The 15,579-nt window shown below is 37.1% G+C and carries 11 protein-coding genes; 3 read left to right on the forward strand and 8 right to left on the reverse strand.

Annotated elements, in window-relative coordinates; genetic code table 11:
* Positions 1-86: 86 nt before the first annotated feature.
* Both ABZP37_RS14525 and ABZP37_RS14530 read left to right on the forward strand, forming a co-directional pair.
* Positions 87-1,118: an L-rhamnose/proton symporter RhaT gene (locus tag ABZP37_RS14525; RefSeq protein ID WP_366183815.1), complete on the forward strand. Its 1,032-nt coding sequence runs from the start codon at positions 87-89 to the stop codon at positions 1,116-1,118.
* A 139-nt stretch (positions 1,119-1,257) separates the two neighbouring features.
* Positions 1,258-3,789: a sugar-binding domain-containing protein gene (locus ABZP37_RS14530; protein WP_366183816.1), complete on the forward strand. Its 2,532-nt coding sequence runs from the start codon at positions 1,258-1,260 to the stop codon at positions 3,787-3,789.
* A gap of 693 nt (positions 3,790-4,482) precedes the next feature.
* Here ABZP37_RS14530 and ABZP37_RS14535 read toward each other — a convergent pair.
* From ABZP37_RS14535 to ABZP37_RS14545, 3 genes are all read right to left on the reverse strand, one after another.
* Entirely contained in the window at positions 4,483-5,736 is a 1,254-nt protein-coding gene (locus tag ABZP37_RS14535) for an FAD-dependent oxidoreductase (RefSeq protein WP_366183817.1), read from the reverse strand.
* 15 nt (positions 5,737-5,751) lie between these two features.
* Positions 5,752-6,060, reverse strand: coding sequence for a 2Fe-2S iron-sulfur cluster-binding protein (locus tag ABZP37_RS14540; protein ID WP_366183818.1), 309 nt, complete (start codon positions 6,058-6,060; stop codon positions 5,752-5,754).
* A 151-nt stretch (positions 6,061-6,211) separates the two neighbouring features.
* Positions 6,212-7,369 (reverse strand): cytochrome P450, encoded by a 1,158-nt coding sequence (locus ABZP37_RS14545; protein WP_366183819.1) that lies wholly within the window; start codon positions 7,367-7,369, stop codon positions 6,212-6,214.
* 315 nt (positions 7,370-7,684) lie between these two features.
* Between ABZP37_RS14545 and ABZP37_RS14550 the strand changes: the two genes are divergently transcribed.
* Positions 7,685-8,521 carry an AraC family transcriptional regulator gene (locus tag ABZP37_RS14550; RefSeq protein WP_366183820.1) on the forward strand — a complete coding sequence of 279 codons (837 nt, stop codon included), beginning with the start codon at positions 7,685-7,687 and terminating at the stop codon, positions 8,519-8,521.
* A 170-nt stretch (positions 8,522-8,691) separates the two neighbouring features.
* Here ABZP37_RS14550 and ABZP37_RS14555 read toward each other — a convergent pair whose 3' ends face one another.
* From ABZP37_RS14555 to ABZP37_RS14575, 5 genes are all read right to left on the reverse strand, one after another.
* Positions 8,692-9,945 (reverse strand): MFS transporter, encoded by a 1,254-nt coding sequence (locus ABZP37_RS14555; protein ID WP_366183821.1) that lies wholly within the window; start codon positions 9,943-9,945, stop codon positions 8,692-8,694.
* Positions 9,946-10,109: 164 nt separating this feature from the next.
* Positions 10,110-11,162 (reverse strand): sugar phosphate isomerase/epimerase, encoded by a 1,053-nt coding sequence (locus tag ABZP37_RS14560; protein WP_366183822.1) that lies wholly within the window; start codon positions 11,160-11,162, stop codon positions 10,110-10,112.
* Between the two features lie 196 nt (positions 11,163-11,358).
* The gene (locus ABZP37_RS14565; RefSeq protein ID WP_366183823.1) at positions 11,359-12,516 is read right to left on the reverse strand and encodes a Gfo/Idh/MocA family oxidoreductase; all 1,158 of its coding nucleotides are present in this window, start codon (positions 12,514-12,516) and stop codon (positions 11,359-11,361) included.
* 67 nt (positions 12,517-12,583) lie between these two features.
* Complete coding sequence (locus ABZP37_RS14570; protein ID WP_366183824.1) at positions 12,584-14,800, reverse strand: c-type cytochrome; 2,217 nt, start codon at positions 14,798-14,800, stop codon at positions 12,584-12,586.
* Positions 14,801-14,814: 14 nt separating this feature from the next.
* On the reverse strand, positions 14,815-15,570 hold the full coding sequence (locus ABZP37_RS14575; RefSeq protein ID WP_366183825.1) for a ThuA domain-containing protein: 756 nt from the start codon (positions 15,568-15,570) through the stop codon (positions 14,815-14,817).
* Positions 15,571-15,579 lie beyond the last annotated feature (9 nt).

Here is a 15,579-nt window from a genome sequence, read left to right on the forward strand (position 1 = left end):
ACAACTCAATAACCATTAGAGATAAACCAAATATGCCGTTTCTAATGGTTTTTTTATAAAAATAACAACCAATAACTATAATATCTATGGGAATAGGAATCTTTTGGGTCTTGATGGCCGCTGTTATGCTAGGTTTTTACGCCTTGCCAAGTAAATATGTAAAAAATTACGCTATCGAAAATACCTGGGGTGTTTTTTGGGTACTGGCCATGTTTGTCATACCTGTTATTTCTGCTTTTGCACTTGTAGATGGGTTAATAGAAACGTATAGCCAAGTATCCTCTTCATTATTTTTACTGATTTTAGGACTGAGTATTCTATGGGGAATCGGGAATTTGTTATGGGGAATAAGTATTTCTAAAATCGGAATGGCTCTGGGTTTTTCACTTTTAATTGGAGTAGGAACCTTGTCTGGCTCTTTGTTGCCATTTTTTATGGGAAGTGCCGACAAAATAGGAACTCCGGGTGGCATGGTGATTCTAGGAGGAATTTTCATCATCATGATCGGAATTATAGCCAACGGAAAAGCGGGATTATTGCGAGAAAAATTTGAAAATAGTGAAGCTGACAAAACCAATATCAACCCAAATAAAATGAGAAACGGAATTATCCTTTGTGTAATTGGCGGAATTTGTGCGGCGGGTTTTAATCTTTCCTATCATGTGGCTGATAATTTGGGACATATTGGTCAAATTTCGCAAGAACAATTTGGTAACCAACCTTGGATTGCTCGTATTGCCGTGATGTTGCCTTCGTTTATAGGTAGCGGAATTGCAACGGTGATCTATTTTAGTAATCAATTATCAAAAAATAATAGTTGGTCTAATTTTAAAGTAGCGGATAGCTCAAAAAATTTAGTTCTTTTATTGGTTATGGCAATTGTATATTGTGCTTCATTAATTATATACGGTTTGGGTGCTTATGAATTAGGGCCTTTGGGAACCTCAGTTGGATTTGCCATTTTTCAAACTGGTTGTATAATGGTTGCCAATCTTTTAGGTTTTTTTACTGGTGAATGGAACAAGGCAGGAGCACAAAGTAAAAATTGGTTGTTTGCAGGATTAACTATAATGTCTATTGGAATTATTGCGGTAGCTTATGGTAATGCCATAGTGTAATTGTTTTACACTTAAATAGGTTTTAACAAAAAAATAAACCTTTAAATAAAATATAAATATTCATATATAAATTTATAGTTTACATATGAAATATATTTCGTAAATTTGAACTTTATTTAATCAACTAAAACTATATTGTATGAAAAACATTAGAAAGCTTTTTGCAATTTTTGTTGCTCTAGGCTCCGTTACTCTTACAGTAGCCCAGCCTAACACGACTCTATCTTTGGAGAAAACAAATGAGCAGGTTACCGATTTGAACGGAATGAGATGGCGATTTAAAATGATGCTTCCGGGTGAAGGGGTAAAAAAAGGTCTCCACAAACTACCGGCGGAGGATATCGAAACCTTGGTATGGAATAATGCCAAAGTACCTGGTGATGTCTACACCGATTTATGGAAAGCAGGGGTGATTGAAGACCCTCATTTTGGTCGTAATAGCGTCAAAGCACAATGGGTACAGCAATATGAGTGGTGGTACGCACTGCAATTTAGTGTTACTGAAGGAGTAGAAAACCAGATTGTTGATATTGTTTTTGAAAGTGTTGATTATGGCTGCGAAGTATGGCTGAACGGTCACTATCTAGGTAAACATGAGGGTGTTTTTTCGAAGTTTTCTTTCAACGTAAATGACTATCTGCGTATTCACAAATGGGATTTCCTTAAAGGTCGTAACATGCTAGTTGTAAAACTTGATACGCCACCACAGGTAAATGCGTTTGTAGCCGGTAAAAAAACACCTTGGTTTGGTGATTACTGGAGAGACATTACACCAATTGGAATTGTGGGTCCTGTAAATATGGTACGTACGGGTAAGGTTCGTTTTACGGATGTTTATGCACATACAAAATTGAATAAAAATGGTTCAGCCGATGTGAATATGGAACTTACGGTGGAAAATAAAACGAATCAAACTAAAGAAATGACTTTTGAAGGTTCTCTAAAAGGGAAGAACTTTAACATGAATGAAATGCGATTTGATTTCAAAAAGATGGTAGCACCTGGTGTTCATAAATTAAGCCAGAATGTACATATTAAGGATCCAAAATTATGGTGGCCTTGGGATTTGGGAGACCAAAACTTGTACCAGTCTAAGATTTCGATCAAAGACGGAAAAATCAATCAAGACGTAAAAGAAACAACTTTTGGTATTCGAGAAGTGACCTCAAAGTGGAATCCTGGTTTCAAGAAAGATGTTGATGTGACTTTTCCTAGGTCTACTTATATCAACGGAAAATTCCATTTTATTCGTTCTGCTTGTTGGGGTGGACCACCAAATATTTTTGTGGGACGTACTGAAAAAAGTGACTACAAAGAATTGATTCGTTTGGCCAAAGAAATGAATATGAATAACATTCGTATTTTTGGATGGCACCCTCCCGAAGTTCCAGAATTTTATCAATATTGCGACGAAATGGGGATGACGGTTTGGCAAGATATTATTCCGTTGGGCACAGGAAATATTCCGTCTGACGAGAAAAATTTATCAGAAATTTTTAATGAAGGCGTAAAAGTAGTTGTAGATCGTAGAAATCATCCCTCATTGATTATGATGGAAGGTGGAGAAGAAATGATGTTTAGAACTCGTGATCCAAAATTTGGACGTGATTTCTTGGAACGTTTGGGCGATTCCTTGCAAGCTCATGTAGATTTGCCATATGTTCCAGATTCACCAATGACCGATCCTGTTGGTCAAGCAGCAGGTTTCAAACCAAAAGAAGCGATTCATGCCTTGCGATATTTTTATGATATGGGGGAATGGCTGCATGAAGATTGGTTGCAAACCAAAGCCGATGGTTTCCCTATCGTTCCTGAGTTTGCCATTACTTCGGTTCCGTCTGTAGAGAGTTTGAAGAAATTTATTCCAGAAAATGAAATGTGGCCTCCAGGATTGAGTTGGGGACATCATTGGGCAGATTTGACTCGTTTGCGTATGCAAAACTGGGATGTTTTTGGTAGCGAAATGAAAGGTTCTCTAGAAGAATTTGTAAATGCCACTCAAGATGCCCAAGGGATTATTTTTCAAAATGGTATTGAACATTTCCGTCGTGATAAACCTAGTTTGAGTGGTATCGCACTTTGTCATTACATCACTTACGGTCCCGATATGAAATGGGGAATTGTAGATAATTATCGCAAGCCAAAAAATTCGTACTATTTTGTGCAAAAAGCATATCAGCCACTGTTGGTTAATTTTGAATTTACCAAACGTCGTTGGTCAAACAACGAAGCTTTTAAAGGAAATATTTGGATTATCAATGATTTCTATAAATCATACAAAGATTGCAAAGTTAAATTTGAAGTGAAGGATGATTCTGGAAACATCGTTCTAAACAAGAATTTTGCTGTAAATGCAATTGATGAAAATAGTGCTAAATCATTTTTTGCAATTGATGAAAAAGTGTTGAAAACTGTAAAATCTAAGTTTTTTGTAAATTTAGAACTTACGGATAAAGGTGGAAACGTCATTTCAAAAAATGATTATTTCTTTTTGATTGGAGATCAGGCAGCCGCTTCAAAACGTTTTAAAGAATGGAAACAGGAGCGTTTGGATTTAGAAAATAAAAATGGTGGTTATGGTTCTTATTACCATTATTTCAAAGAATTGGATAGCGACAGCACTATACGCTACGAAAGTGGAATACAAACTCCAAAAGCCAAAGGGTTTTAAATTAAACTACAAATACTAAAATGGCTTTCCTATTTGAAAGCCTTTCTAGTATTTAATAATTTTGGTTCTATAAAATTTTAAAATAAATAAATAAAATTAATTAAATGTAAGATTTTGATTTGTATAGAAGTCTATTAAAATAAAAAATCGGCTATTAAATTCAATTTTAATAGCCCGCTCGTGCACACCTGCTACATCACATCATTTTCTAATTTAAAAATATACCAAAACTTGATTTTCTTTGCGGGCACGAGCAAGATGTCTCGTCCTAAAATAAGTTTACATATTTATTCCGTTATCGTCATTAGCACCCCAACTCCCCTAACCCTGATGGAAGTGGAAATCATTTTGAAATAAAAGTCCCCATTTCCTGGAGCAAAAAAGCGACTGAAAGAAGCTCTTTTTGCGACATGGGAAATGGGGACTTTTATGAGAAATATTGTAACGCACAGCAGGAAATAGTTCCTAAAAATGAATATGGTTCTCGATACATTTTTATTCCGCTCCGCTTTATAAAAACACTACCATTGACGTTCTATATTAAGCAGCTGATTTGCTAACACTTAAAAACCACACCCCTAACCCCTCTCGAGAGGGGAATTAGAAGTACAAACATTCAAATAACGTCATTTTATATTGCGTTTTTTGAAAAAAATCATACCTCGAACGGATGAAAATCAGTGGCTCATTTATTTAAGAAACTAAAATAGCATCCATTTTTAAAGCTTCTACAGCGACTAATTTTTCTTTATCTATCGTATGACCGTCTTTGATGAGTTTTGTTCCGATTACGTAAGCTTTGGCATTGTTAACAGCATCTACCGACAGCAAAACATCATCTTGAAAATACCAAACCGAAAAACTGTTGGGATTGGCTGGTTCGTGACGCAAGATTATTTGGTTGTAGCCTTGTGATAGACCGACCATTTGCAACTTAACATCGTATTGATCGGACCAAAACCACGGAATACTATCGTAAACCGGAGATTTTCCGCAGATGGAAGCCGCAGCCACTTTGGACTGATCCACGGCATTTTGAACCGATTCTAAGCGAATATTGCGTTTGTAATGTGGGTTGTAGTGAAAAGTGCAATCACCAATAGCATAAATATTTTCGTCGCTGGTTTGTGCTCTTTCGTTAACTAGGATTCCGTTTTCGATAGTCAATTGAGCTTGTTCTGCCAGTTCTTTGTTCACAAAAATTCCAACACCTACAATTAACATATCGGCAGGATATCGAGAACCATCGGCGCAAATCACTTCGTTGTAGCTGTCATGCGTTTCTATTGCCGAAACGTTTTTGCCTGTAAGTACTTCTACTCCATTGCGAGCATGTAGCTCATGGAAAAAAGCGGACATTTCGGGGGCTGTTACTCTAGCCAAGATGCGGTCTTCTCTTTCGAGAACCACTACTTCTGCCCCTAATTTTTTGAGCGAAGCGGCAGTTTCTAGACCGATATAACCACCTCCTATCACCACAACACGTTTTAATGTACTGCTTTTCATAAAACAACGTATATCACTGATGTTCTGAGCGGTACGTAAAGGATAAACATGAACAGCAGTATCCAATCCTGGAATCGGTGGAATGATTGGACGAGCACCCGTAGCAATGACTAATTTATTATAGGCAACAGTTTCTCCGTCGGACAAAGTAATCGTTTTATCTTTAGGTTGAATGGAGTTTACTTTGACACCCAAACGCAAGTCGATGGCGTCTTTTTCATAACTTTCCAGCGACTTTAATAGATTTTTGTCTATCGCATCATCACTAGTCAAATACGCTTTGGACAAAGGCGGTTTATGGTACGGAACTACAGGATCTGCATCAATCAAGATGATATTGCCTTCCCAACCTTCACGGCGTAAAGCGGTTGCGCAATTAACGCCTCCGTGGCTTGCTCCAATGATCACACAGGTTCCTTTTGTAGTGGTTTCTCCAGACATAAACTTATTTTTTAATTATTTAGCAACACGTAAAACGACTCCGTCAAGTGCTTCACTGATCTCTAATTGGCAACACAAACGACTGAATTCATTAGCATTATCGTCTAGTTCTAGCATGTCTGTTTCGATTTCGCTTGCCTCACCCGTTTTGGCAACGTGCTCTGGTAAAACGTGTACGTGACAGGTGGCACAAGAACATACGCCTCCGCAGTCTCCATCAATGCCTTTTACACCATTATCTACAGCCAAAGCCATTACAGATCCTGAAGTTCCTTCTAGTGTTATTGTTTCGTTATCGCTGGTGATAAAAGTTATTTTTGCCATAATTATGTTTTTTACAAGGTCCTTTTTCAGACCGATTTTTTTGAATTAGCACGCAGATTTCACAGATCTCAGCAGATAAAAACGGGTATATTGGACTCTGGATTTCATCTAAAATAAGTTCCGGAAACTACTTTGAGCGTGCGTTAAATTATTATTTTTTATTAAACTTCATTTGTAATGCGTGGAACCCCACTTTGCGTTTGAATTCGCCCAACTCTTCGATATTTTCTTCTGCACTGATGATTTCCATGCTTTGTACTTTGGCTGTTAGTACTTCAACTAATACTTTCATAATTGCACGTGCATGTGTGGCTCCTAGGCAGTTATGCGTACCAAAACCAAAACTCAAATGCGGATTCATTTTACGGTCTAAAACTACTTCGTTTGCATTTTCGAATACTTTTTCGTCACGGTTAGCTGCTGCCCATACGAGTGAAATTCGAGTATCGGCTTTGATGGCGTGCTCACAAACGGTAGTGTCTTCTGTAACTACGCGTCCCATTTGAGTTAAAGGTGCGTAGTAGCGAATTAACTCTTCTATGGCTCTGTTTCTGATTTCAGGTTCCTCACGCAATCTTTCTAATGATTTTGGATTATCTGCCAAATAAGCAAGCGAATTTGAGACAGCATTGATAACCGTATCACGACCACCTGCAAACGTCAAAATCATGACTCCTTTTACTTCTTCCTTGGTTAGTTTTTTACCATCTACTTCTGACGCTAATAAAACCGAATATAAATCAGCTCCTGGATTGGCAATTGCTTTGTCTATTTCGGCATCGATATAATCGTATAAAATAGCGGCTTTGTCTCCGTCTAAAGCTTCTCCTTCACTTCGGAAAACGTGCGTTCCCCAAGAAATCCATAAATCCGATTTGTCGTAAGCAGTATTCAATAACAAAGTCAACGCCCTTGATTGTAATTTTAAGGCAAATTCGCTAATCACATCTACAGAATCCAAAGCTAAAACTTCATCTACCAAAACACTTATTTGCGCTGTAAGTTTCGCTTGGTATTCCTCTTCTAATGGTCTTTTGAACCAAGGATCTAGAATATCTCTAAAACTTTTGTGTTGTGGTGGATCTACTTCAAACGGAATTTGACGCGTAGTCCTGATGTTTACTTCGGACGGAATTACAATTCGCCCTGGAGTGGCTCCAGATTGAAATGTTTTCCAGTCGTGGGCTCCTTTGCGTACATCTTTATGACGCAAAAGCATGGTTACGGGATCGTTTTGATCGTCCATTTCTCCAAAACCTTTATTGGTTCTTGCTTCTGAAAACGGACAGGTTATTTCGCTTTTTTTCATTTCAAAAAGGGTTAGTTGTGTGTTCTGTGTTCCTTACTTTTCTTCTGTACGTTTTAAAACACGACATTGAATATCAAAAATCAAAGATTCTCTATATACAAACCTAGTTTCAATTAGTCTATTGTACTATGCAAATATTGCCAATATCTCTGAAAATAAACTATTGCTTAACGTCACATTTATAAACTATTCTGTCCGTATTATTAAAAATAACAAAAATAATAGACAACATAGAATACTATATACTATTTTTACAACCAATAAGAGCAGTCAATTCGATTTTTACTATTTCCATAAAACCAACAAAACTAGCCTATGAAACCTATTCTAGAACCCATACACTTAGGGGAACAAAAGACTATTACGGCTTTTACATATCAAGAAGATAATTTTGAGGTGCCATGGCATTTTCATCCACAGCACGAATTGACTTTTATAGAATCTAGTTTTGGAACTAAGTTTATTGGCGATTATGTAGGTCCTTATGAACCTGGAGAATTGGTGTTGGTTCGATCTAATTTGCCACATTGCTGGAAAAATCAGGAACAGAATGGGGTACTTTCTCAGTCGATAGTCATTCAGTGGAACAAAGGCGTTTTTGCGAAGGTTCCCGAGTTAGACACATTATTCGAAATGCTAACTACTGCCTCCAAAGGTATTATTTTCGAAAAAAAATCTATTGAAAAACTCATTCCTGAATTGAAAAAATTACTAACCCTAAGCAGCGATGATTTGTATATTAACTTCTTAGGATTCTTGCTACGCTTGTCCAAATGTGCATACACTACTTTATCTGATGCGAGTTTTGTTGATGATATTCCGCATGAGCATAACAACCGTATGACCAGAGTTCATGATTTTATCGAAAAGAGTTTTGAACGTAAAATATATTTGAAAGAAGTAGCCGACTTGGTCAACATGTCTGAACAGTCTTTTTCTCGTTTTTTCAACAAAATGATGGGACGGTCTTTTTTTACTTTTCTAAATGAATACCGTATCAATATGGCCAGTAGAATGCTTTTGTATTCTGATAAATCGGTTTCCCAAATTAGCTATGACTGTGGCTATGAATCGCCGCCTTTTTTCTTCAAAAAATTCAATGAAGTCTATGAAATGTCACCAACAAAATACAGAAAAAAGTATTCGAAGTAGTTTTAAAAAAAGCCCTAATTAATACGTGTAGATTAATTAGGGCTTTTTTAAAGAATAGTTCTTCCTTAATAAAAAAGTACGTAATATGGTATTCACTTTTCAATCTAATGTAGCTATCAGAAAGCTCAATTTCTACCAATTTACTTATTGCTGAATTTGAAAAACCTCGTTTAAGCAAGCACCACTTTCTTTTTATTTTTCATATAAAAATTTAAGCCTATAAATGCAATTATTAAAATAATAGGAATCACCATCGTTACTTTCAAAACTTCGGGACCTGCAGCGTTTCTGGCTAATTCGAGTAAATTATTCATTTCTTCTGGAGATGTACTGGCTGCATTTGCATCTGAAGGTAAATTTTCCATGATTAATTGGTCATAAAAATTCCCCATAAAAATGGTATAAATGGATACGGCAAACATACCAGCGCCACCCATTAAGTTTAAACCAAGTGCTCCAGAGTCTGGAATGTTTTCTGAGACAAATCCTAACATGGTTGGCCAGAAATAGCAAACGCCCAAACCAAATACAAAGGCACCGATAAAAATTGAATTCCCAGTTAAAGTTGCTAAAAGATACAATCCTAAGGCCGCAAAAACAGCCGATAAAAGCAACACTCCTTGTGGCGAAAAACGATGTACAACAGGTTCTGCCACGCCTCGACCAATGATCATTACACCAGTGGTCAAAGTCAAAATCAGAATAGAATTATCGGTTACATTTTTAAGTAGCATTTCGATCCATTGTCCTGTAAATAGTTCCGTAATCGCGGTACCAAACATGCAAATGAACATAAATAAGAATAGCGGAGATGTTACCGATTTATACATCGTACTAGTAGAAACGCCTGAAGCGACTCTTTCTGTAACTGGAAAATCGAGTTTGGAGAAAAGAAAACCATAAATAAAAGTAGGAATCAACATGATACCCACTTGTATTTGCCAATTCAATCCTAGATAATTAAACAGTAGCACCACTAAGGTTCCGATAAAAATTCCGCTAGGAAACCACAGGTGAAAATGGTTTAACTTAGTCGTTTTGTTGTCTGGATAAAGTGTCGCAACCAGTGGGTTACAAGCTGCTTCGACTGTTCCGTTGGCGATACCGATCAAAAGTGTCGAAATAAAAAGTGTCCAATAACCTTGTGCAAAAATGGTTAGCACGATACCTAATAAATGAAAAACGAAAGCCATTACAAGGAGTTTTTTCATTCCCACTGCATCTACAATAAAACCACCAATGACTATAGCTAATGGAAAACCCCAAAAAGCAGTGGCGATAATGGTTCCTAATTCGCCTGCGGTGAGTTCAAAATCGGTACCCAGTTTACTCATGATACCCGCTCTGATTCCGAACGAAAGTGAAGTAACTAATAAGGCTAGACAACTAGCCAAAAAAAGCTTATTTTTTTCAATAGATTGCATAATTTATAATTTATTTGGTTTGGTTTTAATAGTAAAATAGTCCTGTACTAGAGTGGTTTTTAGTATAGAACACTAAAATTCATGTCCTTATGAATATTTTTTATTTATCGAAAAATAATATAACAAGCTAAAAAAACACCTCAAAGCAAGGTGTTTTTATACTGTTATATTCCTAATATTTTTCGGTTTAGTTCTTTATCAATTCCCGAAGATGCAAAATCATCAAATGCTTTTTCGGTTACCTTTATGATGTGATCTTTAATAAATATAGCTCCTTCTTTGGCGCCACTTTCAGGGTGTTTGATGGCACATTCCCATTCCATTACTGCCCATCCATCAAATCCATAAGTTGCCAATTTGCTAAAAATTTGTTTGAAATCAACTTGACCATCTCCCAAAGATCTGAATCTTCCGGCACGATCAACCCAGTTTTCATAACCGCCATAAACCCCTTGTTTTCCAGTTGGATTAAACTCGGCATCTTTGACATGGAACATTTTAATACGCTCATGATAATGGTCGATATAACTAATATAATCCAAACACTGCAATAAAAAATGCGATGGATCATAAAGCAAACATGCTCTTGGATGTTGGTTGACTTTATCTAAAAAACGTTCATAAGAAACACCATCATGCAAATCTTCGCCTGGATGAATTTCGTAACATACATCTACACCCGCTTCGTCAAAAGCATTTAGAATAGGCATCCAACGGTTGGCCAATTCTGTAAAACCATCGTCAACTAATCCAGCAGGACGTTGTGGCCATGGGTAAACGGTATGCCAAAGCAATGAGCCACTAAAAGTAGCGTGTGCATTGATACCCAAATTCTGAGAGGCTTTTGCAGCATATTTCAACTGTTGTACCGCCCATTTGGTACGCTCTTTTGGATTATTATGCACTTCTTTGGGAGCAAAACCATCAAATAAATGGTCGTAGGCTGGATTTACAGCTACCAACTGCCCTTGTAAATGGGTAGAAAGTTCAGTGATTTCTAATCCTGCTTCGTTTACTTTTCCTTTAATTTCGTCAGCATAGGTTTTACTTTCGGCTGCTTTTTGTAAATCAAAATAATGGCTATCCCAAGTCGGAATTTGGACTCCTTTGAAACCTAAATCTTTTGCCCATTTGCAAATAGAATCTAAATCGTTGAAGGGAGCTTCTGAACCTAAAAATTGTGCTAAAAAGATAGCTGGACCTTTAATATTTGTCATAACTATTTTGTTTTTTATATTATTTATAAAAGTTGTCGCTATGCGAACCAAATCAAAAGCAAAAAAATGGTACACTGATTTTCAAACACTGATAAAACCGATTTCAAAAAAAATCATAGTATTAAAATCCGTTTTTGATCCGTGTTTTCGCTTTAGCGAATCTGTTTCATCCGCGTTCTATTGTTAGCATGGCAACTTATACCACAAAATCCATCCATTTTTGAGTGGATTCACCCGATGCAATGGCTTGTTCGATAAAAGCCATCCCTCTTACGCCATCATCAACACCTGTAAAATCGAGCATTTCTTCGGTTGCAGTTTCTTGTTTTAGTTCTGCTTGGATCGTCAAGGCAAAATTTCGATACAAATTAGCAAAAGCTTCCAAATATCCTTCTGGATGTCCGCCTGGTGTTCGTGTGTTGTGTTTGGCAAAATTACCTAGATAGGCACCGCCGGTTCTTAAAACTTGGCGAGGTTCGTCTATCCATTTCATCACCAAAGAATTGGCGTCATCTTGCTGCCACTCCAAGCCACCTTTTTGTCCGTAAACTCTAATTTTAATATTGTTTTCTTCGCCTGCTGCCACTTGTGTAGCAAACAAAATTCCCGAAGCTCCATTATCGAACTTCAAAAGTACTGTAGCGTCATCATCCAGTTTTCGACCTTCGACTACTGTATTGATAGCAGCATTAATTTGGGTTACCTTCAAACCCGAAATGTATTCTGCAAGGTTAAAGGCATGCGTACCAATATCACCCAAACAACCTCCTTTTCCACTTTTGGAAGGGTCGGTGCGCCAAGCGGCTTGTTTGTTGTCTCCACTTTCTTCCAATTTACTCAACCAACCTTGTGGGTATTCGACATAAATTTTGGTAATACTGCCAAGTTTTCCAGCGGCAATTTGTTGCTTGGCTTCTTTCACCATTGGATAGCCTGTATACGTATGGGTCAAACAAAAACGTTGTCCTGTTTCTTCGGCTACACTTTTTAAAATTTTAGCTTCCGCTAAAGAAAAAGCCATGGGTTTATCTAGAATCACATGGAAACCAGATTGCATCGCCAATTTTGCTGGTTCGAAGTGAACGTGGTTTGGTGTTACAATACTTACCACCTGCATGCGCTCATTTTCGGGTAACTGTTGTTCTTTTTCGAATAATTCGACAAAAGACGCATAACATCTGGCTGGATTTAAACCTAGTTCTTTTCCGCTTTCTAATGACACATCTGGATTGGAACTAAAAGCTCCACAAACCAATTCGTATTCACTGTCTATTTGAGCTGCAATACGGTGAATGGCTCCAATAAAAGCACCTTTGCCTCCACCTATCATTCCAAGTCTTAGTTTTTTTGACATAATAGTTATTGTTTTTTACTAGTATAAGCAGCAATCATCTAAACAATTATGCTGCTTACTGTAGCTATTAATTTAACTCTCCCGCTGTATAAGGTAGCGTTCTGTTGGCCGTATTTTTTCTAATTTTAGCCACTTCCTCTGGCGTCACCATTTTTGCTTTATTTCCAAAATCACTTCTTACATAGCTCAAAACTGCTGCGATATAAGCATCGTCGTTTTCAAGAAGAGAAGGCATTAGATTGGCAGTATAACTTGTACCATCAATAGGTCCAGTCAAACCATGAAGTAAAATTTTTATTGCTTTTTGAGGATTCTTTTCATTAATGGTTTTGTTTTTTGCTAAAAGAGGCGCTAAAAATTCTTTTTCGCCCAAAGCAATTCCTTTACCATCCATTCCGTGACAAGCTGCACAAAGAGTTTTATAAATATTAGATCCTTCACTAATTACTTTTTGTTCTGCAGCGTTCATCAATTTTTCTTCTTCCAAGCGCTTTTTATCTGCTATTTTTGCATTTTCAAACGCTTTTACAGAAGCAATCAAGACTTCATTATTTGGATATTTTTCCATCATGAAATTAATAATGGCTTTTGCCTTTGGACTCTCATTAAAACGTAGCGACAAGGCCAGTTGAAACCTTACATCGGCACTTGGATCTGTTTTAAGTGTTTCTAGGTTTTCGACAATAAAATTATTCGTTTTGGCATTCATGAAATTTTCACTTGCCCAAACAGCCGTTTTTCGAACATTAGCATCGGTGTCTTTAAAAGTAGCAGCCAATAATTCTTTCGATAAAGAATGCATACCACTTAAAGTCCATAAAGCATGCATTTTGGCTAAGTGATTTGGCGCGGTTTTAACCATCGTTTCCAATTGAGTCACTACGCTTTTATCATTACGCAACACCAGTAATTTTTGAGCGTTTTCTCTCCACCAACCATTTGGGTGGTTCAAGTACCCTACCAATTTGGCACTACTAGCATCTAGCAAATCAGGCTTAACTTTTGACGGTTTAATTTTATCATAAACCACTCTATAAATACGACCACGACCTACGTTTTTCTCCAATCCTTTTTTCAAAATCTCTGGTCTTAAAAAACTCCCTTGTCTTGTCCAGTTGCTTTCTTGAATAATTCCGTGGTACATATCCACAATATATAAACAACCGTCAGGTCCTGTCGCCATATTTACGGGTCTAAAATTCATATCGGCAGAAGCGATAAACTCTTGCTGATTATAGGCGTTTTCAAGTGTTATTTTACCATCATTGTTGTGCACCACTGCTCTTCTGATGATACGTCCTACGGGTTCACAAACAAAATAATTATTCTTTAAATCAGCAGGTAGCGCATCACCTCTAAAAATTGTTTGTCCTGTGGAAGCTGTAAAATGGTTCAAAGTGCCATCAGGTCGTAATCTTTTCATTCCACCTTGTACATCTGGCGTAACAATAATAGGCCATGGCTCGACAAAATCTCCAACTAACTGGTCTTTGAATTCTAAATTTCCGTAAAAATTGCTCTGTTGGAATCCAAAAGCAGGATTTTCACTTCCAGCTGATGATTGAAACAAACGCCCATAATCATCAAAGCCTAATCCCCATTGTCCTTGAGGATTTCCATGTAATTCTTCTGGAATTAATTTTCCGTTTTCGAATGAGTAACGTATTTTGTTTACGGTAACATAAATGCGGTTATCAAGATTCCACATCAAACCACTTTTTTGATGTTCTAGATTTTTCTGGTCTCCATCATTATTTTCATAAACTATTACTTTTTCGTCAGCATGACCGTCGTTGTTTGTATCTCTGTAGCTGTATATGTTGTTGGTCCAGGTTTCGTTTACCAACAAGCGATCGTCTAAGCATAGCATCATTCGAGGCAAAACCAAGCTATCCAAATAAACCGTTGCTTTGTCCATTTTACCATCAGCATTGGTATCTTCCAACAGTTTAATTTTGCAAGTATTCATTTTTTGGCCAGTACCGTCAATATCTTGCATATAGGTATTCATTTCGGCTACATACATTCTACCGTTTCCGTCCCAGACGATTGCTACAGGCTCACTTACCATAGGTTCGTCAGCAACTAGTTCAAGATGATAACCTTTTTGCAAAGCCATCATTTTCATACTTTCCTCAGCAGAAACAGGCAACGGATTTGGATTCGTATTTACGATTATTTTCCCAGTTGCATCGCGTTGAAAACTGTCTTTATAGGTTTTACAAGTAACTATCAACGTTAGTAATACAACAAAACCTAAAATATAATTAATTCTTTTTTTCATGACTCGTATAATTTTTATTTGCTTTTACCCATTGCATATTTAATTCCGCCTAATAAATGCTGCAGAAATAACGGTTCTTTATAGGATTCATCCGTATGCCCCAGCTCTGTATAAAATGCCCTTCCACCATCAAAATTGTGGTACCATGCCATTGGGTGATTAGCTCCCATTTTGCCTTTTCCAGCATCATAAGAAGTCTCGTCAATAGAAACAAGCACTTTTAAATCTGGTGCCATCCATTTAAAATTGTACCATTCGTCTTTTCTCTTCCAGTCGGCTGGAAGGTGTTTGGTCGAAATATGTTTACGATCAGTAACTTTCAAAACAGCTTCTTGTTGTTTGGGATGGCTAGAAAAATAGGCTCCAACTAAATTGCCATACCAGGCCCAGTCGTACTCACAATCTGTTGCTGCATGAATCCCCATAAAACCACCACCAGATTGAATATACTGTTCGAAGGCTTGTTGTTGCTCTTCGTCCAAAACGTCACCTGTTGGACTTAAGAAGATAACCGCCGCATATTGCTTTAAATTTTCTTTATTGAAATTCTTGCTGTTTGTGGTAGTATCAGTTTTAAACCCGTTTTCTTCTCCCAGTTTCATAATCGCTTTGATGCCAGCCGGAATCGATTGATGGTGAAACTTTGCTGTTTTACTGAAAATCAAAACTTTATTTGATTTCTTAGCAAAACTAGTTCCTGTCGAAAAGACAAATACAAGCGCCAATAAAGCAGTTAATACAGTAAAATGGTTCTTTTTGGTTTGTTTCATGGTTCGAGT

It is taken from the genome of Flavobacterium ovatum, from assembly GCF_040703125.1.
Classification (GTDB): Bacteria; Bacteroidota; Bacteroidia; order Flavobacteriales; family Flavobacteriaceae; genus Flavobacterium; species Flavobacterium ovatum.

What these genes read in the sequence shown, in the direction of transcription:
- ABZP37_RS14525 (WP_366183815.1), top strand. Translation starts at nt 87, where the DNA reads ATGGGAATAGGAATCTTTTGGGTCTTGATGGCCGCTGTTATGCTAGGT.
- ABZP37_RS14530 (WP_366183816.1), top strand. Translation starts at nt 1,258, where the DNA reads ATGAAAAACATTAGAAAGCTTTTTGCAATTTTTGTTGCTCTAGGCTCC.
- ABZP37_RS14535 (WP_366183817.1), bottom strand. Translation starts at nt 5,736, where the DNA reads ATGTCTGGAGAAACCACTACAAAAGGAACCTGTGTGATCATTGGAGCA.
- ABZP37_RS14540 (WP_366183818.1), bottom strand. Translation starts at nt 6,060, where the DNA reads ATGGCAAAAATAACTTTTATCACCAGCGATAACGAAACAATAACACTA.
- ABZP37_RS14545 (WP_366183819.1), bottom strand. Translation starts at nt 7,369, where the DNA reads ATGAAAAAAAGCGAAATAACCTGTCCGTTTTCAGAAGCAAGAACCAAT.
- ABZP37_RS14550 (WP_366183820.1), top strand. Translation starts at nt 7,685, where the DNA reads ATGAAACCTATTCTAGAACCCATACACTTAGGGGAACAAAAGACTATT.
- ABZP37_RS14555 (WP_366183821.1), bottom strand. Translation starts at nt 9,945, where the DNA reads ATGCAATCTATTGAAAAAAATAAGCTTTTTTTGGCTAGTTGTCTAGCC.
- ABZP37_RS14560 (WP_366183822.1), bottom strand. Translation starts at nt 11,162, where the DNA reads ATGACAAATATTAAAGGTCCAGCTATCTTTTTAGCACAATTTTTAGGT.
- ABZP37_RS14565 (WP_366183823.1), bottom strand. Translation starts at nt 12,516, where the DNA reads ATGTCAAAAAAACTAAGACTTGGAATGATAGGTGGAGGCAAAGGTGCT.
- ABZP37_RS14570 (WP_366183824.1), bottom strand. Translation starts at nt 14,800, where the DNA reads ATGAAAAAAAGAATTAATTATATTTTAGGTTTTGTTGTATTACTAACG.
- ABZP37_RS14575 (WP_366183825.1), bottom strand. Translation starts at nt 15,570, where the DNA reads ATGAAACAAACCAAAAAGAACCATTTTACTGTATTAACTGCTTTATTG.